The sequence below is a fragment of the Nocardia panacis genome, assembly GCF_003598715.1.
Classification (GTDB): Bacteria; Actinomycetota; Actinomycetes; order Mycobacteriales; family Mycobacteriaceae; genus Nocardia; species Nocardia panacis.
On the sequence record NZ_QZFU01000056.1, the window covers coordinates 15,053 to 41,443 of the forward strand.

The following is a 26,391-nucleotide window of genomic DNA, read 5'->3' on the forward strand; positions in this document are numbered from 1 at the left end:
CGCGCGTTCATGACAGCGCCTCGTGCTGCGCCGGTGGGTGCTCGCCGGTGACGGCCGCGTCGGTGTCGGTCAGATCCATCTCCCACGGCGAACGAATGTGGTTGAGAAGGAATGGATCTCGTGATCCAATCTTGACGAGGCATTGCCCCCGTCCCAGTCGCATCAGCGTGTCCTCCGTCCCTGCGGGCAAGCGGTAGAGCCGGACCGCCTCGCCAGCATCGTCAGCGCGTGCCTGGCCGAACAACACAACGATGGAGGCTTCGGCCATCAACGCACGAGCAGGAGAATCCGGCGGTAGCTCAGCCGGGTGATGGAAGGCCGATACGGTGGAAAGACCAAGCCCTCGAGACAGTTTCAGATTCGTCCGGAAGACCTCACCGGTGGACCCGGTGGCGACATGCCATCCTTCCTCAACCACCAGGATGGTCTGCTGGTATCGCGAAGACCTGGCTGCAAGCCGGTTCGCCAGCCAGGTGTTGACCGCCGTCATCACGACGCGCAGAGCCGGACCGTCGGTGGGCAGCGCGCTGACATCGAAGTGAACCAGCGGATGAGTTTCCAGGGCGTCACGCACCGCAGGGCTGGTCGGCGAATCGACCAACCCGCGCAAATCCCGGTCGGCTAGCCGAAGCAGAGCCAGCCCCGGCTCGACACCCCATTCCAACGACCGCTCAGCCCATCGAGATCCGAATATGGATCCGTCCTTCGCCTGCGGGTCGAGCAGTCGCATCGCGAGATCACGAAGTACTGGATCCCGGCCGGCCACCAGGGCTTCGCCGCTAACAGCCGTCAGTGCTGCTCCGACAGCAGCCTTTTCGCGCTCGTCGAGCTGGCGGCCCATGGCGTCGGTCAGGACGGCTAGCACCAGCGCTTCCTGACCTGCGGGCACAACGCCTTCGAGTCCGTGCTCATGGTGGCCGCCATGGCTGATGGCAGAGTCGAGCAGGTTCAGACACGCACCGGATCCGCCGATGCGGAACCGGATGCTCTCGGCTCCCAAAGCGGCGGCCAGTGGCGTGTACTCGCCGACGCCGGCTTGGGGCTTCTTGTCGAGCACGACGACTTGGCGGTCCGCCAGCAATTGCCGCAACACGCATACGGTTTTGATCCATGAAGATTTGCCGCGCCCGATATCGCCGATGACGACCACGTTGATGCCGGAGGTCTCGGCGCCGTATGCGGCGAAGGCATCGACGATTTCCAATTCCTGGCTCATGGTGTTGAGGCCGGCGAGCACGCCTTCCTGCCGGGTCCGGCGGCGGTTGGTAGCGAGATTCCACGCCTCGGCCTGGCGCGTCGTCGTCCAGGCTCCTTCGAGGCGAGGCTCGTACCAGCCGTATCGGTCCAACCAACGGCTGCGGCGCGGTGCTGGTCGCCGGGAGACTGCCACCTCGTGTATTGGTCCGGTAACGGGGTTCGAGTGCGACTTCGCAGTTCTGTTCGGAGGCCAGAACAATTCAACTAGGTTTCGAGGTCCATTTCGACCGGCTTTCCGTTCGGTGCGATGTCGTCGGTAGGTCATGGTTCACCTCCTCATCGGGTATGTGGTGTCGCGGCCAGTCCGCGAGCGAGCGGCAGTGTGGTGAAGACGGCAACATCGTGCTGGTCTGTGGCCCAGTCGATTTCGGTGATCGCAGACTCGTTCGCCGCTTCCACCACACGCAGGCAGGCGCGGTCGAGGTCATCCTCGCTTCGGCCGGTCACGGCAACGGATGCGGTGTAAACGGCACCGTGGTGGCCGGATCCCGGCATCAGGTCCTGACGGCGGCGTTCGGAAGCTCCGGCCAACACCTCGGTCGAGCCGTCATCGAGTTTGCCGCGGCGGACTTCCTTGGCACGTCGAGCATGGTCGGCCGTGCTATCACCTCTCGCCGCAGTTCGAGCTCGCTGTGCGGGAACGAAATCTATTCGAACACTGAGTGTTCGGATGGTCGGCATTGGCGGAATGTCGTCATCGCCAGGGTCGGCTTCGACTCCGGTCAGCAGCGGGGCGAGCCAAAGCGGCCCCAGCGGAACGGGTTCGATAGCCTGCGGGCGCAGATACCCGACACGGGTTCGCCACTCCCGATCGGGGCCGATCGCCATACTGTCCCGACCACCGACGTAGCTGGGCCAGCACGTATCCCAGCCCGCGTCGCGATGACGATCGAGTTTGCTGTCGGGATCGAGAAAAGCTCTGATGACCGCGCAAGCGCGGCGTTCCCCGAGCACATCGACGCGGCCCATTCCGGCGAGGACGAGCAGCCGGGCCGCCCTTTCGGTTTCGTCACGAACGACTTGGGCAATGGCACCGATGGTGGTGGCGTTCTTGATGTGGGCGACACGGGCCACCTCGTTCATGAAGGCCTCCGTCTGCGGAATCCGCAGCGCCACAAAGGATCTGTGTTCCTCCGCCATTGGTGCCGTGACGTCTATCAGCGCACCGTACGATTCCACCGCGGGTGTCAGCCGCGCGTCCGCCAATCGGGCTACCCGCGTCTGCGCCCAGTGGATGTGCGGAGTCATGTCGTGCGGGACGCTGCGGTGCAGAAGCTGAACCCCGCGCACATGCGAGCTGGCGCGCGCCATCTGGGCGAGGAAGGTACCGAATGCGGCCGAAGATGCCGCATAGGCGGCGTCGCCGCGCAGTCCGTCGGCGACACCTTCCACCGCCAGGAGGACCGAAAAGTAGACGCGTTCACCGGGATTGGCGCAGCGGAGGATCCACATGTCATCGAGACCGGTACCGCCGAGCGATAACGGCGCGATGTTGCCCAGCGGCGGTGGGAAGGCCCATCCGGGATCGCGTTCCGGATCGCCGAACGCCGGGTCACACGGATTGCGGTAGATATGCTCACCCCGCCGCCTGCGGCCCCAAGTGCGCAGCGAATGCGCGCGCCTCGCTGCCCACGACGGCTTGTCATGCCATTCCATCGTCGCCGCGAATACCGCGACCAGCAGAACCAGCGCGGCGATGATCGCCCAGGTCTGTCCGCCGCCCAGGACGTAGATGGCCACGGCGCCGCTGAGTGCCAGCGCCCAAATCAGCAGGACCGGACGCGAGAGTCCGAGCCAGGAACGGCGAGCGATCTCGCCGCCCAGGATCGCGGTACGCGACTCGGTACTCATTCCGACTCCGCCTCACCGGGTGCGGACTCGGCGACGCTTCGTGCCTTGTTGAGCACGCCGCTGGCGGCCTGCGCGGCGATCGGAACCGCGGCCATGCTCGCGGACAGCGTGCCCGATGCTGCGCGACGAGCAATTCCTCCGGCAGCGCCGATTCCCTGCTTCGTCGAGGACTCGCCGCCGGTGTTCCGAGCCAGAGTTGTTCCGAGCTTTGCTTCGGTTGGCGAACGACCGTCCTCGCTCCCGCTGGTTCTCCAACCCGGATCGCGGGGCATGCCGCCGCTTTCGCCATCTGTGTGAGTGTTGAGCGGGCGCTGCGTGCTTCCACGGCCGCCCCCTCCACGACCGCTCCACCACATCGCTGTGCCCACGCCACCGACGGCTCCGGCCAGAAGGGAACTGGATTGTCCGAAACCTGCCGCGTCGGATCGGGATGGCAGTAGCGGCGCATACCGCAGCAATGACCACGGTGCCAGCCCCGCCACGGCGAACGCGACCACGACCAGGCACAACCGCCCCAAGGCTCCGAGCTTCTCCGCCCCGGCGGAATGGTCGGCGAGCCCGCTGTCCATCACGCCCGTGATGGTCGCCAACAACAAGAACAGCAGCGGTTTGCTGGCCACGATCGCGATGAAAAGCAGAACGGGCCTCAGCGCCTTCTTTCGCCAGCCGGGGTGCACCCACATGCCGAACCCGATTCCGCACGCTACAGCGAGGCACGGGAGCGCGACTTGGTGCATCAGGAGGCCGAAGTACACGGCGAGCGCGCACACGATCAGCAGCAAGAACAGCAGAAGTCCGATCAGGGCACCACCCGGCAGGGTCGCGGCGGTGAGTTCACCCGTGAAGTGCTGCAAGTCGGTAATCGTCTGGCCCATATCCGGACCGGCCGTGCGGGCTATTGCATCCGCAGCGCCGCTCGCGACCTGGACAAGCAGTGCGGCGACGGAGGGTGCGAACAGCATCATCAGCACACCGGCCGGGAGGTATCCGACCAGGTCGGCGCCAATGGATTTCATGGTCTCGCCGCGAGATCCGGCCCGCCACAACGCCATCAGAGTCATCAAGCCCATCACCATCACCCCGATTCCGGTGCTGATCGCATACCAACGCAGAAACCACGGTGCGGTCGGGTCGAAGTGGCCGGTCGCGGCCAAACCGTCGAGTACTCGCGAACTCAGTTCGACCGCACCGTCTTTCGATGAATTCGCCCAGTCGTCGATAGCGCTCTGGGGATCCACGATGAACTTGGCAGCCGTGGCCGCCTTGTCCCATAGCCAGCCGAAAGCCTTTGTCACGGCCGCGCCGATCCGGAGGTTCGCGTCCTGGCGAACGATCGCGCCGATACGATCGCTGAAGCTGGTGTTCTGCTCGATCCAGTGGGCGGTGCCTTCGTAGAGTCGGCCGACTGCGGTATTCCACTCCAGGCAGCGGGTTTGGTCTCCTGTCGCGACGTCGGCTTGGTCGCAATTGGCGAAGTATGCGTGCGCACAGTAGGGGCCACCGACCGCGCACGGATCGGTCCAGGCATTGCTAGGCACTGCGGCGAATTCGTCGCCGAGTCGCGCGATGGCACGCATCGACTGCTGATCCGGCGTCTTCGCCCAGTCGAACCCCCACGGATTCCACGCCGCGCTGGTCCATCGTTTGAGATCGTCGGCGCAGGTCGAAGACGGCATATGGAAGGCAGCGGCGCCGGCCGGGAAGACGCGAGGCAGCGAACTCTTCGGCGGCTCAACGCTGATATCGGCTCGACCACTCAAGCCGGTTGGCGCTCCCCCGCTATGCAGTCCCTTCTTCTCGTTGTCACTGGCCGCCCAGTACAGCAGCCGGTCTTCAGCGGCGAAGACATCATTGATGTAGCGACCGACATCGCCGCCGCGCTTCGCGCAATCCCCTGAGAACCACGGGCCGGACTTGAATTCCTCGGTACCACCTACGAATTGGCGCAGGTCTCCAGGGAATCCGTTGGGAAGCGCTCCTGCGGGCGCAGTCGGTTGCGGCGGTTCGGCAGCGGCTCTCCCCACCGCGATGCCGGCAAGAATTGCCATCACCGCCAGGACTATGACAAGACGAGAGCGACGATCGGCCATGTGTTTCACCACCGCTCAGTTGATGTAGAAGCTGAAATAGCCGGATTGGAATGGTGCGGAGGTCTTGGGCGTGGTGACCGACTTCTCCGGTGTCGGTCCCGCGCGACCCGACACCTCATTCGCCTTCCAGTCGTTGTCTTCCCACACCAGGTCGAGTGTTTGGGTCGACCAAGCGGTGATCAGCGAAATCCGGTCGCTGTCGGCAATCGCGCCACGCGAGACGGTCATCGCCCACACCGACACTCGTGCCGAGGTTCCTGCGTATTCACCGATACTCACTGCGGCAGGCACCAGATTCACGACGACCGGCCCTGTCGCGCGCCCGGAACCGATCTGCATCGAGTTCCGTAGCTGCGGGCCGGGAGTCCGTGTCAAAAGGGTTGCCGCCACCGCATCCATTCGGATCCGCCCCTGACCGGCTTGAGTCAGCGCCTGCACGATGTTCACCGCCGCCGTCGCCGCGCCTTCGCGATCATGGGCGTAGCCCGTCGGCACGCCATCGCGGATGCCGGTTGGGCCGTGTGCAGCCCGCACGGTCGTTCCGGCCCCGGCATCGGGGCCGTTCGTGCCGGCACAGGAGTTCAGTGTCAGCAATCCGGCAACGACGAACGACGCGAGGGCACCGACCGCGATCAGTAGGTACCGAGGCACCCGTGTGCGGGTGTGCTTTGCTTCCGTCGGATCTTCGTGCCCAGCCTCGACGTTCGGCGACAGCTCAGCGAAATGCGTTCTCCTCCTGGACATCTATAGACCTCCTCACAGCCTCGCAGCAGCTTCAGTGCCCGCCGACGACGAACAGCACGGTGGCGACGATCGGTGACGCGAGGCCGACCAGCCCGAGCGACACCAGCGCGTCCTGGAGTTCTTCACTGCCCTCGGCCAGATCATTGGCATAGCCACGGCTGCGGGCTCGTTTGACCTTGAACGCGCCGATAATCACGCGCACCGAACTTCCGATGATCACCAGCGCCCAAACGAACGCGACGACGCGCTTCCACGATGCGTCGAGCGCTCCGGCGAACAATCCGAAATCGGGACTCACCCCTGTCAGTGGATTCTCGATGCCCTCAGCACATGCAGGCCCGATTCCGACCAACGACACCATCACCACCGCCGCAGCAATGACATAGCCCTCGCGCAACGGCCTGATCGACAGCGGTACAACGCTTCTGATGCTCATACCGAACCTCCTTCGAGATCGATTCGTTGGTCATTCACCAGCCAGGTCGCCAATCCGGAACATGCCCCGCTGGGTTGGCGGCTTGACTGCCTTTTGCGGAGCCGCCGGTGTGCACCGCGTACGCCTGCAAACGGCTCGGCAATTGCGTTGGCTCCGACTGCTTCGGTGCCCAGGAGAATTCGATGTCATCTGCGGTTTCCAGAGGTGCGTTCCGGTCCGCCAGGGTCTGCGCGATACTGTCCGCGACCGTGGCGGCTACCTCACTCCAAGCCCGGATTGTCGAGCGTGGCAGCCGTGACAGCACGATCCGTTCGCCACTCGCCAACGCAGGATCGAACGCAACACGCAGCACTCCGGCGACTCGAGCGTTGTCCAGCGCGGCAGCGGCTGTTGGGATGTCGCCCACTTCGGCAAGCACGACAACAGCGTCTTCAGCGAGTTGCTGGTGTCCGGCGTCAGCCACACCATCCAGGAGACGCAGCGCGGCCACAACTGCGTCGCGGTGACCGATCACGGGAATCACCAACTGGGTCGCGTTGCCGATTGCCCATCGGAATCCCTGCGCCCGTTCGTTATTGCCGACATCCGCGATCACCATGGCGTGGTGCCGCCGCAACACCGCCATCAGCGCGGCACATTCGTCTCGCCCGACGATCGCCGTCCCGCCGGGGGTTTGATCCGATGCGAGGATTTCGTCCAGAGTCGGCTGCCGTTGCAGAAATCGAGCCAGGCTCGAGGCATCGCTGTTCGGTGAGCACAGCTCGCGGGCATGACCGAGGACTTCCCAAACGCCGTCGGAGTTGCTGCAATTAGCGGCGCGCGCGGCGAGAGTCCCGCACGCCTCATTCGCGTCCCATGCCACGATTTGACCGCCGCGGTGCCGACCGAACAGTGCTGACAGCAGAACAACGGTCGGGGTAACGCCGGTGCCGCCCTTGGGGTTTGCCACCACTACCAGCGGCGTACCGGGAAGCGGCTGTCGAATTCGTTCCACCGCCCGGCGATACGACACCTCGATACCCGTGCGGTTCGGACGTACCCGCAAGCCGAGAGCATTGAGTTTGCCGCGCCACCCCCATTGGGCGGGATCGGTCTCGACTCCTGGCGCGGGAGCGAGCAGCATTGCCAGCCGCGCCTCGCGGACCGCGGCGATATCTTGCGGGCCAGGTTCGGTCGGTATCAGGTTCGCGGGACCCACGCCGTACAGATCGGAAACCTGCTCTACTTCGCTGCTTGCCATGGCGACCTCGTCATCGGGCGGTTGGGGCCGTGGCCGCAGCCGCTGCCGACGAAGGTCGACCGGTCGCTCGGCGGTGTATTCGTCGCGATCGATCACTTTGTCCTCGGGTTCTGTCGGATGATCACTCACATCGATCTCCTTCGAGAGAGGTGACAGGGTCAACGGATAGGGCCACCTGCCCGGATATCCGGCGGTGCAGCAGATTTGGACGACGCTCCGAAGCGTGCAGCGAGATTCGGAATAATCTGGACGTAGCCAAGGGTTTCGGCGTTCTGACAGACTTCCCCCTGCGCGAGGGTCGCGCCCGGCCCGCAGTTGTACATGCTCAGCCATAGCTGCGTGAGGTCACCGTGCAAACGACCTTCCGCCAGTCCGGTTTTCGCCATGTCGATCAGCTCGCAGGCGAATTTGCCCTGAGACATCACCGCATCTGCGATCGAGAACGGGTCCGCGATGCCGTCGCCATCGGCGTCGATTCCGTGGGCAGCCCAAGTACCTGGCATGAACTGCGCCGGACCTATAGCTCCGGCCGGCGAGCGAGCCCACCGATCGAAGCCGGATTCTTGCGAGAGTTGCGCTGCCAGGATCGGTTCAGTCAACTCCCGGCAGAAAGTAGTGGCCGCCTTGTGAATCCACGGCAAGTACTCGGCTGGCACCGCATCAGCGCGGAGTTCAACTCCGAGCACTGGTGCCGGATCACATCCGATCGCAAGCCCAGCCGTCTGGACACGACGCCGGCCAGATCTCGACGCGACGACTGCGTTGCTCGCCGGTGACTCGGACTGCGAGGGGCCAACGGCCGCCAGCCACGGAAGCGGATCGATCGCCTTGCCGCCTTGTAGCCTGCCGCCTGGCCAAACCTCGAAATGCAGATGCGCACCGGTGGATTCGCCCGCGCTGCCGACGGCGCCGATCGTCTGACCAACGCTCACGTGCTCACCTGTATGTACGCCAACGCCCGAGTCGTACATGTGGCCATAGACGGTCGATACCAGTCCGTCGGGGCGCTGACTATCGATGACGATCCAGTTGCCGAATCCGGACGCCGGACCCGCCGCAGCCACTGTCCCCTCAATGGCCGCGCGAATCGCGGTTCCTTCAGGTGCGGCGAAGTCCACACCGTTGTGGAAGCCGCCCTCTCTCGGGCCGAACGGCGACGACATCGTGTAGGCGTTGTCGGGCAATGGCATTGCGACTTGTCCTGGTACGGCCACACGCCGACTCACACGCGGTACGTCCCGCAGGCAGTGCGGATCGGGTGGAGTTCGGTCTCCGCCGCCAACCATTAGTAGGACCCCCACGACGGCGACTCCAACCCCGACAACTACCCACCGGAACCAGCCGTTTCTCATGTCGGCACCACCGAACGAATCCGGTTGCTGAACCAGTCGACCAGCCACTGAATCGCTGTACGACCGTCACCGTCGACGACGTAATGGTCATAGCCTTGGTGAACTCCCGACGCGAAGAACGAGGCGGCACTGAATCCTTCGGAGACGAGCTGCCCCAAGGCGTCCGCACCGTTCTTTCCCGCCAAATCCGTTGCTGAGCGCGCCAGCCCTTGAACATCCGCCCCATGATCCGATGAGCCGACCAGAGTGTTCACCGCAATGCCGGCGAAGCCGAGCAAGGTGGGTACGAGCTCTGCCAACCGCACACCGACGTCGATCGGATTGGCCCCTGCGGCAAGAGCTTCGGCAACCTGCCACAGATTGTCTTGAAGTTGGCCGATCTGTGCCGCCAGCGCACCGACATCCAGGTTCGCCAGCATCCCCACCAACAGCGAGATGATCTGCGCGGTTCCGGTTGTATCGGGAATCAACCCGATCAGGTGCGAGATCATCCGCAGATCTACACCGGCGACCATTTTCACCAGCGGTGCGAACTCGCTGTTCAACGTGCCGAATAGATCGTGCAGTCCCCGAACCTTGCCGGGGATATCAATCGCAGGATCTCCGACGAGACCGACGACCCGCCCCAGCACGTCGAGGACACCGGGAACATTCGCGGCGAAACGCAGGCCGTTGACCACGACATTGAGCACCTGGTCGACCACAACTGACGGTTTCAACACCGACAACACCCGCGATGCCTGCGATAACGCGGCCGCAGGCGAGGCCGCCATCGAATCGGTCAATGGCGCCGTTGCCGATGCCACCCGGTCGACAGCTCCGGACAGCGTCGAACGATCCGCTCCCGTCGCCGCCGCGCCGGTGATCTGCGAGGCGATCGACGCCAGTGCGTCCAGTGCGGAGCTCAGATCCGAACGTGACGCCGCATCCAGGACATTCGCGGCGAGCTTATCGCCCGATCCCGGCGACGCCTGTGACAGACGGGATTTCGCGCCAGGATTCTCCGCCGCCCACCCCGAGAGGTCTGCCAACGGCCCCAACGTTGAAGTCAGTTCTTTCACGCCTTGCGTCAGGTGTCCTATGTCGGGGTGCCCCGACGACACCTCGGCGATCATTCGCTGCACTGCGCCCGATGCGTCAGCGAGATTGACGCCAGAGAAGTCCGAACCCAGCGAGCGCGTCAACTCCTGCGCTGCCTTGTCGTCATTGCTCCCGATCTGAGGCCCGGTGGGCTGTGACAGCATCCGGCCCAACCCGGCCAGGATCGGGTGCTGGCCCGCGTCAGTCGCGCAGTAGCGATCTTCACCGGCGCAGATCTCTGCGGTCACCGATGACAACCCGCAGAATCCGCCGGGCCGAGGACCGGCGATCCCCTGCCCGCTCACCTGCGGGCCGACGAGCTTTCCGCCTGCGGTGCCTCGCCGCGGATCCGCGACCAGTCCCACTCCCAGCACCTGATCAGCCGGCACCGGATCACCCGCGCAACCGATGGAGACCGCTACGTCACCGAGAACATCCGCCCCCTGGCTGTAGCCGGCGAGGACAAACTTGGTTGCCGGACAACGCTTCCCGAACCCGACCAGCTCATCGCGCACCGCAGCAACACCTGTCGCTTTGCTGTCGCCGTAGGGAAGTCGATCGAATGCCGACGCGGAATATGCCGGAAATCGTGCGACGAACCGATCGCCGAAGCGCTGCGACAATTGGGCACCGACCGGCCCGAGCAACCCCACTGGGACCGCCGCGTCGGCCCCAGGGTGTGTTTCGCCCGTACCGGCCAAGAAGATCCCAGCCACCAGCGGACACCCACCCGCGCCTGCTCTTGCTGCCGGTTCGCCGGCCACCGAAATCAGCGGGCCAGCAAGAATCGCCGTCGCGATGACCAAGACCCAGCTCCGACAGAAACCGCCGTGCCGCCTGTTCCGGCGGATCGATTGCGAACTCCCCTGCACCGCCGCCGCTTTCACGACCGGAATCCCAGACTCGTCGTCCTGCGAGCTGCCAGCCAGGCATCCACCTTGGATTGTTCCAGCCGCAGGGGCGAATTCTTCGCATCACCGGATTTCCATGCTTGCGAATACAACTCGTGCCCCTCCACCCGGAGGTGGCGAATCCGATCCGGCGAATCTCCCGTCCGATCGCTGATCTGCCGAATGTTCAGCACACGATCGCGACGTCCGCACATCCTACAAACAGGCTCTACACCCATCGCAGATACCTCCAATCCCCACCGCAATAGAAAACTTCGAGCCGATAGGGCTGTCCGCCATTCGATTGCGCGACGAATTTCGAAATTCGACACAGCCGTAGTTCGGTTCAGCCGAACATCTGAATGAACTACCGCACAGACTCTTTCGAGTTCCCCTGGTCCACAGTTCCGCTGGCGCGATGCTTGCGCAGTCCGACATCGCGACCGCTACGCATATCGTCGTGTCGCGAATTTCGCCGCATGCGAACCAGTCGCCGCATCCGCAGCTCGTCGTCGACGTCGCGATCGTACAACCGCTCAAACCGCTCGCTCAGCGTCTCGTCGGGCAAGCGACCTGCGCGGCGCTGCTTCACCGTTCGGCCGCGCATCCCCAGAGAGACACTGACACGGCTAGGAGAAATTTCGCTCATCCCAACTCCTCGGATCAGCCTCGACTGGCATCGAATGGCCTTATGCACCATTGGGTTCCATGTCAGTCGAGCGACCGTGCCATAGAAGCGTCACACATCCCTTGGCGCACAATATGCGCTGAGACGGTGCAGTGAATCACCGCTGAAGCAATCAGGAATGGACGCCCATTTGGCATTTCATCCGGTTCCGCCGATGCGGTTGCCGGGAGCCCCCTAAATTTCTAGCTCGAATCTATCCCATCCACACTCATCTCGCAACCATTCAGTAGAGACCATATGGCTACTGCTCACGCAATAGGACGCAGCGATCATCTTGACCAGATCCTACTCGCCGCAACCGATCTCACATTGGGCCACTTTCGGATCCAACAGAAACCGATTGGCTTGTGGGATAAGTTCGGCGCGAAGTGTTGGTGCAGCATGGAATCGAGAACAAGAACCGCTAGGGTGACGTGGCTCATGGCCACCACCGCGGGTCAGGACGTTCACGATGCGAACGTAGGCAGCTCGTGGCGAGCGCGGTGAATGTCGCTTGAGCAGTTGGGTTTCCATAGCATCGGGTTTCCCGATGCTGGGCGAGGATTCACCCTGCCCAGCATCGCCTCTCTCAAACCAGTTGCCGCACCTGACACTTCACCCAATCAACTTTCCAATGTCAGATCAACCAATACCTGGGGCCGATCACCGAACGGAATTCGCGTGCAGACAGCCCGCATCGCGCGCCACGGCTCATCATCAGAGAATCGAACACGCGCTACTACGACGATCGGATTTTCCGCCTTCAGAAGTTCGGCACGACACTCGTCCACGGTGCAGGTATCGTCCGGGTGGATCCGCGGATTCAAGCGCCCTCGACCCACGCGCAAAGCCGGGTCGATTACCAAAACGCGGTACATGTGAGACGTCCTCAAATCGACGAGCCCGATGGTATGCCCCGACACGACCGGGAGATGAGCGAGCGCCAGGATCTCCGGATCCGCAGGCGGTGCCGGCTCATCCGGCGTGATGTCGTAGACCAACCCTCTCACCACTCGAGCCGAAGTGAAGCCGACCGCCTTCGCAGCCAGGTAGAGATGGCGCCGACCCACTGATCTTCCCGCTGCGGTGGTTGCGGTCCCGACCCAAAATTCCCTATCTGTTTGGGGATCCAGAAGATCGAGGAGCCCCGATCGATCGGACCCCCCGTCGAGATGCGCCAGAAGATCGGAAAGCGAACGCCCACAACCTTCACGCTCCGTGCAGCCGAGCAGACGCTCGAACGAGTCGGAGAGGTCAGCTATACCAGTTTCCAGATCAAGCTGGAACGCCCCCACGCGCGCCTCGGCGTCCACAGGGAAGGATTCGTGGCCCGCCCACAGCGAGACTACGTAAACCACTCCACTCGGCCCCAGAACCGGTCTCGCCACCATTCGAGACTCCGCTCCGGAATACGTTGGTATGTAGTCGATTTCCTCCATCCCCGAATGAACACAGCGACGAACGAGCTCGGGAACCCTGCGCGCCGCGATGACGCCCGACGCAATCGTCGACCGCGCGAGATTGGCGAACTGCCGACGGAACTTTCCGTCCACCATCACGGACGGCATCGGACCACCAAGGGTTTCGATCAGAGCCCAACGCGGCGCGCAACCACCCCTTTCACGCTCCGCATTCGAGCGAACAACTCGCCGCCGGGGCATATCAGCAGGTGACGGCTGCGCGCATATCGGAATAGCTGCGCCACCGCTCGCCGAAGGCACATCCGAGGCACGGATAGCCGAGGCTTGCCGCACGCGGCGCTCACTTCGCTGGACGAACCGAGCATCGTCGGCCGGTTTCATCGCGACCTACTTCAATCCGTGCCCAGTGGGCACGTCTGCCTGACGAGCCGCCCCGCCTCGAACACCAGGCTCGGCAGTGGCGGGCGCATTGATGACCGCTGCGATCTCTTCGATCGTGCACATACTCGGACCTCCCTCGACATCGGATAGCGCAACGCGTGACGCCATACGACGAGTCCGGGAGAGCATTCCCGATGTCCAGCAGATTGCCCCTGAAGGCGGGTGACTGTGCCGTACATGGATTCCTCGCGGTGGTCGCTCCAACCTCGTCGGCGGCCGAGCCCGAAGCCCGTCCCCGCATCGAGATGGAATTAGCGTCACAGCTAGGGGAATCAGCCACCCAGCACTTTTGCAGTAAACCACAGCGTATTTACTTCCGCAAGGAAGTAAGAGTTGTCAGCTATTACCCGGCAGGTTGATGACGCACGGCACACGATGACGTGAGAGGCTTGATTGTATGGATTCAAGATCACCAATCGCGATCGACGAACTCCCACACGCTCCTGGACGGCTGCCGCTTCTGGGTGATCTCACCAGCGTCGACCGTAAACGACCGACCCAGCACGAACTGCATCTCGCCCAGAATGCCCACCTCGGCCCCATCTTTCAGCGCAAGATCTTCCAGTCACGATTGGTCGTAGTGTCCGGCGCGCACCTGGCCGCGCAGTGCACCGATGAAACGCATTGGGCTCGAGCGCTTGTCGGCCCAGGAGTCAGCCTGCGTCGCGTCGTACCCCACGGACTGTTCACCGCACGCAGCAGCGATCCCCTTTGGGGTCAAGCCCGGCGCGTCCTCGGTCCAGGGTTCAACCAAGCGGCGATGCGCGCCTATCACCACGCCATGCAATCGGTCGCCGACGATCTGATCACGGAATGGACCACCCAAGCAGGATCGATCGACGCGCACTCCGCCATGACCCGAGCGACGCTGGAAGTCATTGGTAGGGCAGGCTTCTCGCGCGATCTCGGCCTGTTCTCCGACGGCCCGCAAACCAGGGAATCGCAGCGGTTCGCCGAGGCGCTCGCCGCTACCCTGCGGTGGGCGTCCGAAGCGACCAACGACCTGCCCATCATCGGTGGTATTCGGAACATACTGCGCGAGAACACTCTTCGCCGCGACATGCGAATACTGCACGAGTACGTCGACACCATCATCGCCGAACGCCAGGCACAGCCAACCGACGATTCCGACCTGCTCAACCTCATGCTCACCACCAGCGACCCCGACACCGGAACCCGGCTACCCGCCGACAACATCCGCGACCAAGTACTCACCTTCCTCGTCGCCGGCCACGAAACCACCGCCGCCCTCTTGGAAGTCGCACTCCACTACATCGCCGGCGACCACCGACTCCAAGACGAGCTGCGCGAGGAAGCCCTCGCCCGCGACACCACCGACTACGACGCCATCGCCGGGCTGCGTCTGCTCCGGCAGACCATCAACGAATCCCTCCGCTTGTGGCCGCCGGTGCCCGGCTTCTTCCGCCTCGCACGCACCAACCAGAACCTCGGCGGCTACCACATCCCCTCCGGCCGAGCCGTATTCGTACTCGCCCTCGCAGCCCACCGCGACACCGAAGCATGGGGACCCAAAGCCGCCGAGTTCGACCCACACCGCTTCGACCCTCCCCGCCTCCGCGAGTACCCGGACCGATTCCTGCAACCCTGGGGCACCGGCCCCCGTGCCTGCATCGGCCGCGCCTTCGCCACCCACGAAGCCACCCTGCTCCTCGCACGAATCCTCACCGCGTTCGCCCTCGACGGCCCCGACACCCCACCCGCCATGCTCGAACGAGGCAGCCTGCGTCCCGAACCGTTCCACCTCACCATCACCCCGCACCGGTAGGAGATCCCACCCGCACCGAGGAGGCCCCGCGATGACCTGGTACCTGATCGAAACCCTCGCACCCCTCGACCAGCCCATCACGATCATCGCCAAAGACGGCCACCCCCGCGATTGGACCAGCATCCGCCGACTCGAACGCGACGAAGGAATCGACCTCACCCACGCCCTCACCCACCTCCGCCGCGGCGCCCCACCCACCCAGCAACACATCCCCGGCCGCAACCACACTCGCCTCGTCGCCACCACCCCAATCCTCGGCCCCGACAACGACGTCTACGGCATCCACCTCTGGATCGGCGACCCCGGACAACCCCATCCCACCCCAACGCCCCGCCGCCGGAATTTCCTGGTCCCTCGGCGAACTACAGATCAACCAACGCATCGAATCCTGGATGATGAGCACCGACGACGCCGACGGCTTCAAACGCATCCGCTCCCCCGGCGAATTCTTCCGCAAAGTCGTCCGCTTCGACGCCGTCTCCGACCTCATCGAACTCGCCACCCACCCCACCCCCGACGCCATCTTCTCCACCAACATCACCGTCCTCCACGACCGCGGCAACCTCATGAACTGGCAAATCACCACCCGCAGCCGCAACGACAACCACCACACCGGCATGCGCGGCATCACCCACGACATCACCGACGTCATCCCACCCGCCATCAGCCCACTCGAAACCCTCGGCCTCACCAGTACCCCCGACCCCAACGCCCCCGCCGCAGCCCTACTCGCCTTCCCATCCACCTCACCCACCCCGGTCATCGCCAACTGGATCGGCAAAGTCCCCACTTGGATCGATTGGCAACGCGAAGGCGACACCAACCTCATCCACCCCGACAACTGGCCCGACCTCACCCGAACCGCCGTCCTCCTCCAAGCCGCGCTCCCTGACAGCGAAACCACTACCCCCGCCCGAATCCGCGCTCACACCCCCACCGGCTGGCAACCCGTCACCATCACCTCACGCCGCTACCCCGGCGAAGTCGGCGACCGCCTCCACATCATCCGCATCGAAAAGGCGACCTTGAAGGAAACGGGTTGACGGCGACCGGCTGTCGCTGATCCGGCTCCGCTAGGTCGGATCAGCGTCAACGTGGAGATTCAGCATCTACCTCGCCAATAGCGGCAAATACGAAATCTAGATCCTGCCACCGGATTCACCGCAGGCAGCCCCCAAGAAGCCCTCGACTACGCCTGCGACCTCTACCTCGGGCACTGACCTCCGAAAAACTTTACGGGCGGAACCAAAGCTAAGAGAATGGTTTGTCACCGAGCGGATCGCATGTTCTTCTTCGGCCATGGATTGGCGACTCTGCCTTCTTTCTGCAGTGTTTTGATCCACTCCTGAGCGATGCGATTCGGAACGTCGTAATGCTTCGATACTTTTGAAATGCTACCCAGCCGCCAATAATTGACACCGAAATCCGATGGGATTTCGGTTTTGACGGAACGGCCCAACCATTCGGCGAACACCCCACCTACATCCGATCCCTCAGATGTTTGAGCGTCTTGGCGTGCGGGCACGGAACCTGCGCCGGAAGCAGCCTCCGATTCGACGATGGACGAGGCGTCGGGCACACTCGATATATCGACAGTAGCAATAGAACGCGCGTCGGAGAAGGAGCCGCTCCACAGCATAGAGGCAGCCCGGACGATCAATGAGAAGTCAATGCCCGACAGTTCTGATGGGACCGGATCGGTACCACCGACCTCGACACCAACCTCGACGATTCGTGCTTCGTTTCGATCTATCTCGACGATAGCGGTAGCCAAGACGGCGTTCGAGTCGATGCTTGATATGCTGATCCGATACTGGTTCCCCGCGTCATGATTTCCATCCCGATCGGAGGGCATCATTTCACCTTCAGATCAGTTGCCGCTTGCACCGGGCTATTGATCTTGCGTAATCTTCCCATCCATCCTTGAGCGGTATGCCGTGGCACACCATATTTTTTCGCCAGCCCGGTCACGGTGCCGATAATCTCAAAATTCGCGCGAAGTTCATCGGGGTCCGGCATTCTCCGGTACACCCGTCCGTTGATGTCTCCTATCGAGCTGGGTAACGCTGCCGGCTCAACTTCCGGATGATTCACATTGCGCTCGAAAGCGGAACCTGTAGCCGATGCAGGTCGCGCGAATGCTGCGGCGACTGCCTGTCGAGATTGCGGTTCAGCGACCTCATAGTCGAAGAGCGAGAGCTGCGACTGTCGGGTCGGCGACATTTCTTTGATGGCCAATGCCTGCGCGATAGCCCGCAGATCGATATAGAGAAGGTTCGCCCGTGTCAGGCCATTGCGTGCGGAGGTCCTGATCGCCATGCCAGTTACGCGCGGCACTCCCGCGTCGCCATCGATATGGACCGTTAGCGACAGTCCGTCGGCACCGGGTCCACCGTGAGCCTCTGGAGTAATAGTTACGATGTACTTACCCATTCTTGTAGTTATCCTCACGATCCGGTCGAAATCGGAACATAGCGCATCGTCGAACAAACATGCTATACAGGTGCACAGACACGATCGGCCTCGGATCCTCCCCAGCGCAGTCGTCCAGCAACCTATGGTGGTAGCGTCCGCGCCAGCGAACATGACTGCATAAGCTTCGTGCATATCATTTTGCGACCCGAACCCATCTACTATCAACACACACACTACGGCCCATCGGTAGGCGGCCGAGCGTAGCGGTTCAGGACCCGGTTCATCTGGGTCTGCCGCACAGGTAGGCGACACCTTGACCTACCTACTCGCACCGGCTGCTGCCATCGCTTGGACGTCGGATCGGACTCGGTGCCGCCCCGACGGCTGCACATGCCCCTCGTACGCATCATCCACATTCCGCACATGCAACATAGCGACTGAAGCCAGAGCTGGGCCCTCATTGCACCGATCACTTGCCAATCGGGTCTCAACCCGATACGATTCGCACTTGTTGTTACAAGTGTAGGGCACTTACACAACACGGATCGGCGGACATGTATATCAATATTTGTCCGTCGATCCGCTTTTGCGGATTTATCATTCCGTTTGACATGAAATTTGCAGAATGTCGACAAACCTACTGCTGTTGAGCAACATAAGCTCAAATTCTAAATATATCCCAAAACGGGCATGACAAGCCCCTCTGGATACCATTACAACGATTGCCGGTGAGCGAATAGCCACCCTCGAAGCATCAATCACCTGTTGCGATCTTCGTTTGCCTGTTCACCGCCCGGCAACATCGGCGACAACCAAGGCACCACCTGCTGCCTCAACCACTACGTAGTTCCAGTCCAATGCCAAAGTCGAGCAGAAAGCCCCTACCTGGCAACAGAAATCCGGGAGGTCAGGTGCCAGCTCTTGTGGCAGGCACCCCAGCGCGGATGTTATTGCCGTAGTTGGCAAGATCAACGCGTTGGTCTCCGCGACGGCTCGGGTCGGGCCGATGATGGGTCGTGGCGACTGGTCGACCGCCCGCTCACATGCGTTCCTACCGGAACCGTTTGCGCTGGGTGTCCATCGATTGCTGCGACACCCCATAGCGAACCGCTATCTTACCAATCGGCGAACCACCAGGAACCTCGCACACACATCACTACCGCTCGATAGGTGGTGTTCTACTATCACCCGTCGGTCCACACCCCATCCGCTCGCATCGTCGAGAATGCCGAGAATGCCGTGCGAAACAAGACCATCGTTCGGGCCAAAAGGTCGATCATCACTTGATAACAAATCGACAAGTATGTCCCTACATGATGTAATGCAGCGCGTTTAATCGCTTCCAGTCCGTGCTGCTACCTCTCCCGGTTGCTAGTAATTCATCGCGAGGTTCGACGACATATCGTGCCCGGCTCTCCTGAGCCCCCACATTGACAACGCACACCACGGATGACTCCACTACACAAGGACCGGATCAAATCTCCCCAACTGCAGGGAGAATCGCAAGCCCATGGCCCACGAATAGTAGGTGGTCGAAACGCCGACTACTCGCACGGGTGCTTGTCGGAAGGAATCCGGTATCGAACCGTCGACCTGCTCATTTCGAGCCATGCTTCCAGAATATTTCGGGCTAGTTCACCACTTATGATGGAGCGACGGACCGCATGCGTCACAGCGTCATGCACAGAACGCCGCGCGATATCTATTTCGACATCGGAAAACAGGCTACCAGCCGACACATGATCGGTACGGCCAAATTCTAGATTAGACGAATCGACCATTGCGATCGGCTCGAACATCCAACCGTGCCGAGGTTCCATCAACGCCACCTCGGCACCTTCATCCTGTAGTCGAACTATAATCCCATACGAGCCGTACAGATAGGATCTGCCATCGCAGGCACCGACTACGGTAACGGGGTCGCCAATCTGAAGCGGCCAGCCATGTCGATCTAACAAGATATCCCTTAGATATAGATGTCACAGTAGGTTGATTCTCACAGAGTCGCGGCCTGCTACGCGATACGGCCGCGCTCTATGTGAAATGTTTCCAGCCGTCAGCCACCGACTCGATTCGAGGTGAGATCAGTCAGGACTTGCCTCATCGAATCGGTCAGTTTGCCACCCTCCTTAATCAAATAGAAATGACCGCCAGTATATGAGTGCAGTTTGAATGTCCCGGACGTATGAATTCTCCAGTCCTCGGCTTCGTCGATACTGATATGCGGATCGTCGACACCAAAATGGGCGTACACCGGCGCAGTTAATCGCGCGCCTGGATCGTGTCGGTAGGCCGCGACTGCGCGGTAGTCCGATCGGATCGTCGGCAACAGTGAAGACATGAGGTCGAAGTCGTCCAGCAATCGCTGATCGGTGCCTTCCATCCTTGCAACCTCCGCCAGCAAGTCACTGTCGTCAAGTAGATGCACCTGCTCATCCCGATACCGCGACGGGGCCCTGCGGCCAGACACGAACAGTACTACTGGATTCGTCCCGTTTCCTTGCAATCGAAGTGCTACCTCGTAGGCGATCAGCGCACCCATACTGTGACCGAACAGCGCTAGCGGTCGATCCACGAAGGATGTCAGACGTATCGCTACAGAGTCGGCGATTTCATTTATGCTGCCAATCGGAGATTCCAATCTCCGATCCTGCCGTCCCGGATATTGAATTGCCAGAACCTCATAAGTCGGTGCAAGCGATTTCGAAACAGGGAGGAAGAAGCTGGCAGACCCGCCAGCATGCGGAAAGCACACCAGACGCGCATTTGGATCCGATGAAGGATTGTAGGATCTTATCCATAGGCTAGACTCAACGAAACCACTCATAGTAGTTCTCTCTCCACTCGATTACAATCGGCCTGCAATCGCCGCCAAACTAAAACACCACTCGTCGATTACCCTGGCCACCACCGCAGCATCGACCGTAACCATCGAATAATGATCAGATCGGACAGTACGTACGAATTGATCGGGAGACCACGGCTCCGCCAGCATGCACTCCGCCCCTCCACCCGATGACTCGACTCGAAAGATCGGATTTACACATTGAACGAACAGTGTCTGCGTATGGATCGAAGCAGGCTCGTATTCGCTGAGTAGAGCTAGCCATACTGCCGACGCAGTCAGGCTTGCATCGCTCGGCTTCAGGAACTCCGACTGATGTTTCAGCATATCGTTCAAGAATTGATCGGGCCGAATTTCTCTCGCCTGTTTCATCGTGAAGCTGTCGAGCAAAGCAATTCCAGCGAGCTTTGATACCCCAGCCGCCTCGATTCGATTTCCGACCGCATGCGCGAGGACTCCGCCTGAGGAGTATCCAACCAAAACGAAAGGCTCATCGTTTGCAACAGCCTGCACTGCCAAGGCCAGATCATCAACACCGACAGCCAGCGAGCTCGGAAGCGGCTCGCCACCTCGGAAGCCGGGCAACGCGATACTCGACACCTTTCGACGTCCGCTGAATTCCTTGGCTATCGACGTGTGCTGATGTATCCCGCCCGTAAATGTCGGCGTGGCCAGGAATATTATCTGCGGTTGCCGACAACCACTACTGAGTTGCGCCCGGTCGGTTGCCTGAGCATGTATTTCGTCGAATTCGAAAGTCGGGCGCAGAAGTCCAGCAGTGTGACTCAGCTCCATTCCCTCGTCTACTCTCCCAGATTCGACCGCTCGCTGGTAAAGCGACACCAGCGATAGATCATAATCGATGCTGTTCACGCCTCGATCCATCGTAAGCGACCGCTTCGACCATTGCTGATCGAGCTCGAGCAGGATATGTCCCACTAAATCAGCAAGCGTTGGGTAGTCGAAGACCAGCGTGGCCGGTAGTCGCAGCCCGGTGATGGTGTTGAGACGATTGCGGGCTTCCACTGCGGTCAGCGAATCGAATCCCAGGTCCCGGAAATTGCGGTCGACATCGATCGCCTCAGCACCGGAATAACCCAATACCGCCGCGACCTGACCGCAGACCATCTCGAGTACCGCCGCATACCGATCGGACTCGGACAATCCCGCCACCCGCTCTCGCAGCCCCGGCTGGCCGCCAGTTGCGGCGCGTCGCGTGCTGATCGTCAGTCCCCGCAACAGACGGGGCAGCGTACCCGCACGTGCCTGCGTAGCCAGAGCGGCGGTATCCAACCTGGCAGCGACCACTCCGGCACGTTGCTGGCGCAATGCCGCGTCGAACAACGCGAATCCTTGCTGCGAGGACAGGCCGAGTACCCCAACGCGCCCAGCCGGGCCGGTATCGGTGCCATCGAGGTTCTCGGTCATCCCAGTGCGGGAGGTCCACAGACTCCACGCGATCGAAGCCGCAATTTGTCCATGAGCATGCCGATACTCAGCCAGCGCGTCGAGGAAAGCGTTGGCTGCGGCGTAGTTGCCCTGCCCCGGGCTTCCCACCACGCCCGCCGCCGAGGAATACAACACGAACATCGCCAGATCCATCCCTTGGGTCAGCTCGTGCAGGTGCCATGCCGCATCGGCCTTGGCCGCCAACACCGGTGCCATCCGATCGGCGGTGAGGGACGCGATCACCCCGTCGTCGAGCACACCTGCGGCATGCACCACCCCGGTCAACGGCGCCTGTGCGGGCACTGTGGCCAGCAGCTTGGCCACGGATTCTCGATCCGACACGTCGCAGGCAACCACTTGCGCGTGCGCACCAAGCTCGCGTAGCTGTGCAACCAACTCGGCCGTGCCGTCGGCCGCCGGTCCGTGCCGGCTGGCCAGCACCAAGGACCTCACCCCGTGCATGGTCACCAGATGCCGTGCCAGCATCGCGCCCAGCCCACCGGTGCCACCGGTGATCACCACCGTGCCCGCCGACACCGCTGCGCCGACACCCGGAACCGCCAGTGCCTGCCGCTCCGGCACGCGTGTCAAGCGAGCGGCGTGCAACACACTGGCGCGGATCATCAGCTGGGTCTCGCCGGATCGCAGCACCGCTTCGACCGGAACACCTAGCCCTGACCAGCCTGCATCTGGCTCGACGTCGGTATCGACGAGCACGACCCTGCCTGGGTCTTCAGACTGCGCCGTGCGCACCAATCCCCAGACGGCAGCCTCGGGAAGGTCGGTGACCTCGCCGCGGCTAGGTCCGACAGCGCCACGAGTGAGCACCAGCAGCGTGCTTGACGTGAACCGCGGCTCGGCCAACCAGCTCTGCAGTACCGTCAGCATTTCCGTCGTCGCGGTATACACCCGTCGCGGTACGTCCTTGCCCTCACCAGGGCCTGCCTCGGCACGTCGATCCAGTACAACGACCGACGGCGGCCCGAACTGCTCATCGTGACGCGCCCAAGCCAGGAAATCAGTCGCTGTGGTGAACACCCGAGTCTCGGGTGTGTCCATCGCAGCCATCGGCCCTGCCGACGGCACCCATTCCAGCGTGCACAATCGCTCCTGGCGGCTGGCCTCGGTTAGCTGTCCGGAGGTGATTGGCCGCAGTCTCAGCGAGCCTGCGGTCAGCACGGGCACGCCGTTCTGGTCAGCCACCTGGATCGATACCGCGTCTCCATCGGAGCTGATCGGCGAGATTCGACCCCGCAATTCGGAAGCACCGCCCGTGTGCAACGATACCTCCCGCCACTCGAACGGCGATGCCACGCCAACGCCGGGGTCCGCATCCGCGTCTACATCTGCGGCGATCAGGCCCTGCAATAGTGAGTCCAACAACACCGGATGCAAACCGAATTGCTCAGCGTCGGTGACCGTTTCGGGGAGCAGCACCCGGACGAATAGGTCAGCACCACGTCGCCAGACCGAATGCAGTCCCCGGAAAGCGGGTCCGTAAGCGTTTCCCTTGTCGGCCAACAGGTCGTACCAGCCGTCCACCGGCACTGCCACCGCCTCATGCGGCGGCCACACTGTCAGCTGCTTGAGAACCGGGGTTTGCTCGACTGCTACTGCGAGCACACCCTGGGCATGGAGCACCCAAGCCGGATCACCGTCAGCGGTATCGGCACCGTCGGTGTCGTCAGTGCGGGAATACGCAGAAATGGCGCGGGTTCCCTGATCATCGGCGTCGCCGACCACCAGTTGGATTCGCACCCCAGCCGCGTCCGGCAAAAGCAACGGCGCGACCAGTGTCAGCTCCTTCAGCCGCGTACAACCCACTTGTTCTCCGGCCCGCAAAGCCAACTCCACGAACCCAGTACCTGGCAACAACACCACACCGTTCACGGCGTGATCGGCCAGCCATGGCTGCGTAGCCACCGACAACCGGCCCGTCAGCACGACCGCACCAGAATCCGGAGATTCCACCACAGCACCCAGCAGCGGATGCCCGGCCGCGGTCAGCCCCAGGGGCACAGCATCTGCGGCTCCGTTGGTTTCCCCAAGCCAGTACCGGCGCCGCTGGAACGCGTACGTGGGCAACTCGACCAACCGCCCACGCCCCCGCAATACCGATTCCCACGCCACCTCCGCACCCGACACAGCCAACTGCGACAAGGCGTGCAGCGCGGATTCTGTCTCGTCACGGTTTTTGCCCAGCACGGGCACCACCACCGTCGGATCAGTCGTGGCGGACTCGTTTTCGAGGTTCTGAGTGATCAACCCGCTCAGTCCCCCGTCCGGACCCGCGACAACGAACCGGGTGGCACCGGCCCGGCGCAAGGCATGAATCCCGTCGGCAAAGCGCACCGTTGCCTGTACGTGCTGGACCCAGTATCGGGCAGTGGCCACGTCGGCTGTGCCGAGACCGCCGTCGATGTTCGACACGATCGGGATCGTGGGCTTGCTGAAGGACAGCCCGGCTATCGCGGTGGCAAACTCGTCAAGCATCGGTAGCATCAGCGGCGAATGGAACGCGTGCGAAACCCGCAGCCAACGGACCTGTCGGTGGTCGTCTTGTAGGCGTCGTACGGCCACCGCCACGGCCGCACGCGCTCCGGAGATCACCACCGAATTCGGACCGTTGACCGCCGCGATCGCCACTTGGGGAGTCAGTAGAGGCAAAATCTCGGCTTCGGATGCCTGCACCGCTGCCATCGCACCGCCCTCTGGCAGCGCTTGCATCAACCGTCCCCGCGCTGCCACCAACACCGCTGCGTCCTTGAGCGACAGCACGCCGGCGGCGAACGCGGCAGCCACCTCACCGACCGAATGTCCGCCGACGAAGTCCACCCGCACGCCCCAGTCCTGCAACAGCCGGGTCACTCCGACTTCTACGGCGAACAGAGCCGACTGGGAGAATTGTGTCTGATCGAGTGTGTCGTGATCAACGCCCCACATCACGTCTCGCACCGAACAGCCCAGCAGGGACAGCGCCTCGTCGAACGCCTGGGCGAACACTGGGAACATCGCATGGAGTTGTCGGCCCATGCCCAGCCACTGCGCACCCTGCCCCGGGAACACCAACACCGTCTTACCCTGCTCATGCGCCACACCCGACACCACACCCGACGCCGGAACCTGCTCAGCCACCGCAGCCAACCCGGCCATCAACTCCGACCGATCACCACCCACGATCACCGCACGATGCTCGAACACCGACCGCCCCAACAACGACCGCGCCACATCGGCCACGCCGAGATCCGGACACCGCTCCAAATACCGCCCCAACCGCCGCGCCTGCCCAGCCAACGCCTCCCCACCACGCCCCGACAACACCCACACGGCATCATCCAGCTCAACCGAACCAACCAACTCAGCAGGTTCGGCAACCGGTGCCTGCTCGAGAATCACGTGAGCGTTGGTACCACCGACTCCGAAGGCCGAGACACCCGCCCGGCGCGGACGACCAGTCTCGGGCCAGTCCCGCGCCGCGGTCAGCAGCTCGACCCGGCCCGTCGTCCAATCCACATGTGAGGAGGGAGCATCCACATGCAGGGTCTTGGGCAGGACTCCGTGGCACATGGCCATGACCATCTTGATCACTCCCGCCGCCCCGGCCGCGGCTTGAGTGTGACCGATATTGGACTTCAACGACCCCAACCACAACGGACGATCAGCGTCCCGCTCTCGCCCATACGTGGCCAGCAAAGCCTGCGCTTCGATCGGATCGCCCAACCTGGTCCCGGTCCCGTGGGCCTCGACCGCATCCACCTCGGCCGCTGAGATACCCGCGTTGGCCAGCGCCCGCCGGATCAGCCGCTGCTGTGACGGACCGTTTGGGGCGGTCAAACCATTCGACGCCCCGTCCTGGTTCACCGCACTACCGCGCACTACCGCCAACACCCGATGCCCGAGACGACGGGCGTCCGACAACCGCTCCAGCACCAGTACACCCGCGCCCTCACCCCACCCGGTGCCATCGGCAGCCTCGGCGAACGGTTTACACCGCCCGTCCGGCGCCAGCCCCCGCTGCCGCGAGAACTCCACGAATCCGACGGGTGTGGCCATTACCGTCACACCACCGGCCAGCGCCATCGAGCAGTCCCCCGCCCGCAACGCCTGACACGCCTGATGCAACGCCACCAACGACGACGAACACGCCGTGTCGACCGACACTGCGGGCCCCTCGAACCCCAGCACATACGCCACCCGGCCGGACACAACACTCGTCGCGGCACCGGTCATTCGATATCCCTCGGCACTATGACTGTCAGCACCGACCCCGTAGAACTGGCCGGTGACGCCGATGAAGACTCCGGTGTCAGTGCCCCGCAAACTGCCCGGCTTCATCCCGGCGTGCTCGAGTGACTCCCACACCGTCTCCAGCAACATCCGCTGCTGCGGGTCCATCGCGACCGCCTCACGCGGACTGATCCCGAAGA

The 26,391-nt window shown here is 62.7% G+C and carries 16 protein-coding genes and 1 pseudogene; 3 read left to right on the forward strand and 14 right to left on the reverse strand.

The annotated features are described in order from the left end of the window. Positions 1 to 7: 7 nt before the first annotated feature. From D5S18_RS34195 to D5S18_RS34245, 10 genes are all read right to left on the reverse strand, one after another. The gene (locus D5S18_RS34195; RefSeq protein WP_147404352.1) at positions 8 to 1,390 is read right to left on the reverse strand and encodes a putative type IV secretion/conjugal transfer ATPase; all 1,383 of its coding nucleotides are present in this window, start codon (positions 1,388 to 1,390) and stop codon (positions 8 to 10) included. Positions 1,391 to 1,533: 143 nt separating this feature from the next. Then, positions 1,534 to 3,108 carry a hypothetical protein gene (locus D5S18_RS34200; protein WP_120045314.1) on the reverse strand — a complete coding sequence of 525 codons (1,575 nt, stop codon included), beginning with the start codon at positions 3,106 to 3,108 and terminating at the stop codon, positions 1,534 to 1,536. Then, positions 3,105 to 5,198, reverse strand: coding sequence for a hypothetical protein (locus D5S18_RS34205; RefSeq protein ID WP_147404354.1), 2,094 nt, complete (start codon positions 5,196 to 5,198; stop codon positions 3,105 to 3,107). Before D5S18_RS34205 ends, D5S18_RS34200 begins: the two co-directional genes overlap by 4 nt. 15 nt (positions 5,199 to 5,213) lie before the next feature. Continuing rightward, complete coding sequence (locus tag D5S18_RS34210; protein WP_147404356.1) at positions 5,214 to 5,942, reverse strand: DUF8175 domain-containg protein; 729 nt, start codon at positions 5,940 to 5,942, stop codon at positions 5,214 to 5,216. A 31-nt stretch (positions 5,943 to 5,973) separates the two neighbouring features. Further along, positions 5,974 to 6,378 (reverse strand): hypothetical protein, encoded by a 405-nt coding sequence (locus D5S18_RS34215; RefSeq protein ID WP_120045317.1) that lies wholly within the window; start codon positions 6,376 to 6,378, stop codon positions 5,974 to 5,976. A gap of 34 nt (positions 6,379 to 6,412) precedes the next feature. Beyond that, a complete protein-coding gene (locus D5S18_RS34220) occupies positions 6,413 to 7,501 on the reverse strand; it encodes a MinD/ParA family ATP-binding protein (RefSeq protein WP_158608049.1) in 1,089 nt (362 codons plus the stop codon). Between the two features lie 275 nt (positions 7,502 to 7,776). After that, positions 7,777 to 8,808, reverse strand: coding sequence for a M23 family metallopeptidase (locus D5S18_RS34225; RefSeq protein ID WP_158608050.1), 1,032 nt, complete (start codon positions 8,806 to 8,808; stop codon positions 7,777 to 7,779). Between the two features lie 158 nt (positions 8,809 to 8,966). Further along, positions 8,967 to 10,856: a cutinase family protein gene (locus D5S18_RS34230; RefSeq protein WP_158608051.1), complete on the reverse strand. Its 1,890-nt coding sequence runs from the start codon at positions 10,854 to 10,856 to the stop codon at positions 8,967 to 8,969. A gap of 451 nt (positions 10,857 to 11,307) precedes the next feature. Then, complete coding sequence (locus D5S18_RS34240; RefSeq protein ID WP_147404361.1) at positions 11,308 to 11,589, reverse strand: hypothetical protein; 282 nt, start codon at positions 11,587 to 11,589, stop codon at positions 11,308 to 11,310. 641 nt (positions 11,590 to 12,230) lie between these two features. After that, positions 12,231 to 13,409 (reverse strand): GAF domain-containing protein, encoded by a 1,179-nt coding sequence (locus D5S18_RS34245; RefSeq protein WP_345789829.1) that lies wholly within the window; start codon positions 13,407 to 13,409, stop codon positions 12,231 to 12,233. A gap of 457 nt (positions 13,410 to 13,866) precedes the next feature. Here D5S18_RS34245 and D5S18_RS34250 point away from each other — a divergent pair, with 457 nt between their 5' ends. The 3 genes and pseudogenes from D5S18_RS34250 (at position 13,867) to D5S18_RS36050 (ending at position 16,298) form a co-directional block, all read left to right on the forward strand. Then, positions 13,867 to 15,255: a cytochrome P450 gene (locus tag D5S18_RS34250; protein ID WP_120045324.1), complete on the forward strand. Its 1,389-nt coding sequence runs from the start codon at positions 13,867 to 13,869 to the stop codon at positions 15,253 to 15,255. 31 nt (positions 15,256 to 15,286) lie between these two features. Further along, positions 15,287 to 15,514: pseudogene (locus tag D5S18_RS36525) on the forward strand (GAF domain-containing protein); the annotation flags it as partial. 136 nt (positions 15,515 to 15,650) lie between these two features. Beyond that, on the forward strand, positions 15,651 to 16,298 hold the full coding sequence (locus tag D5S18_RS36050; protein WP_120045326.1) for a hypothetical protein: 648 nt from the start codon (positions 15,651 to 15,653) through the stop codon (positions 16,296 to 16,298). Positions 16,299 to 16,522: 224 nt separating this feature from the next. Here D5S18_RS36050 and D5S18_RS34665 read toward each other — a convergent pair whose 3' ends face one another. The 4 genes from D5S18_RS34665 to D5S18_RS34270 all read right to left on the reverse strand — a co-directional run. After that, a complete protein-coding gene (locus D5S18_RS34665; RefSeq protein WP_147404364.1) occupies positions 16,523 to 17,110 on the reverse strand; it encodes a hypothetical protein in 588 nt (195 codons plus the stop codon). Further along, entirely contained in the window at positions 17,110 to 17,688 is a 579-nt protein-coding gene (locus D5S18_RS34670) for a hypothetical protein (RefSeq protein WP_147404366.1), read from the reverse strand. Before D5S18_RS34670 ends, D5S18_RS34665 begins: the two co-directional genes overlap by 1 nt. Before the next feature lie 2,038 nt (positions 17,689 to 19,726). Further along, positions 19,727 to 20,497 (reverse strand): thioesterase II family protein, encoded by a 771-nt coding sequence (locus D5S18_RS34265; protein ID WP_120045327.1) that lies wholly within the window; start codon positions 20,495 to 20,497, stop codon positions 19,727 to 19,729. A gap of 21 nt (positions 20,498 to 20,518) precedes the next feature. Then, on the reverse strand, positions 20,519 to 26,391 hold a 5,873-nt coding region (locus tag D5S18_RS34270), incomplete at its 5' end, for a type I polyketide synthase (protein WP_203237046.1).

Excerpts from the sequence above, each read along its gene's own strand:
- D5S18_RS34200 (WP_120045314.1), bottom strand. The coding sequence starts at position 3,108 with ATGAGTACCGAGTCGCGTACCGCGATCCTGGGCGGCGAGATCGCTCGC.
- D5S18_RS34245 (WP_345789829.1), bottom strand. The coding sequence starts at position 13,409 with ATGAAACCGGCCGACGATGCTCGGTTCGTCCAGCGAAGTGAGCGCCGC.
- D5S18_RS34210 (WP_147404356.1), bottom strand. The coding sequence starts at position 5,942 with ATGTCCAGGAGGAGAACGCATTTCGCTGAGCTGTCGCCGAACGTCGAG.
- D5S18_RS34665 (WP_147404364.1), bottom strand. The coding sequence starts at position 17,110 with ATGCCCTCCGATCGGGATGGAAATCATGACGCGGGGAACCAGTATCGG.
- D5S18_RS34205 (WP_147404354.1), bottom strand. The coding sequence starts at position 5,198 with ATGGCCGATCGTCGCTCTCGTCTTGTCATAGTCCTGGCGGTGATGGCA.
- D5S18_RS34220 (WP_158608049.1), bottom strand. The coding sequence starts at position 7,501 with ATGCTGCTCGCTCCCGCGCCAGGAGTCGAGACCGATCCCGCCCAATGG.
- D5S18_RS34670 (WP_147404366.1), bottom strand. The coding sequence starts at position 17,688 with ATGGGTAAGTACATCGTAACTATTACTCCAGAGGCTCACGGTGGACCC.
- D5S18_RS34265 (WP_120045327.1), bottom strand. The coding sequence starts at position 20,497 with ATGAGTGGTTTCGTTGAGTCTAGCCTATGGATAAGATCCTACAATCCT.
- D5S18_RS36050 (WP_120045326.1), top strand. The coding sequence starts at position 15,651 with ATGAGCACCGACGACGCCGACGGCTTCAAACGCATCCGCTCCCCCGGC.
- D5S18_RS34215 (WP_120045317.1), bottom strand. The coding sequence starts at position 6,378 with ATGAGCATCAGAAGCGTTGTACCGCTGTCGATCAGGCCGTTGCGCGAG.
- D5S18_RS34225 (WP_158608050.1), bottom strand. The coding sequence starts at position 8,808 with ATGCCATTGCCCGACAACGCCTACACGATGTCGTCGCCGTTCGGCCCG.
- D5S18_RS34240 (WP_147404361.1), bottom strand. The coding sequence starts at position 11,589 with ATGAGCGAAATTTCTCCTAGCCGTGTCAGTGTCTCTCTGGGGATGCGC.
- D5S18_RS34250 (WP_120045324.1), top strand. The coding sequence starts at position 13,867 with ATGGATTCAAGATCACCAATCGCGATCGACGAACTCCCACACGCTCCT.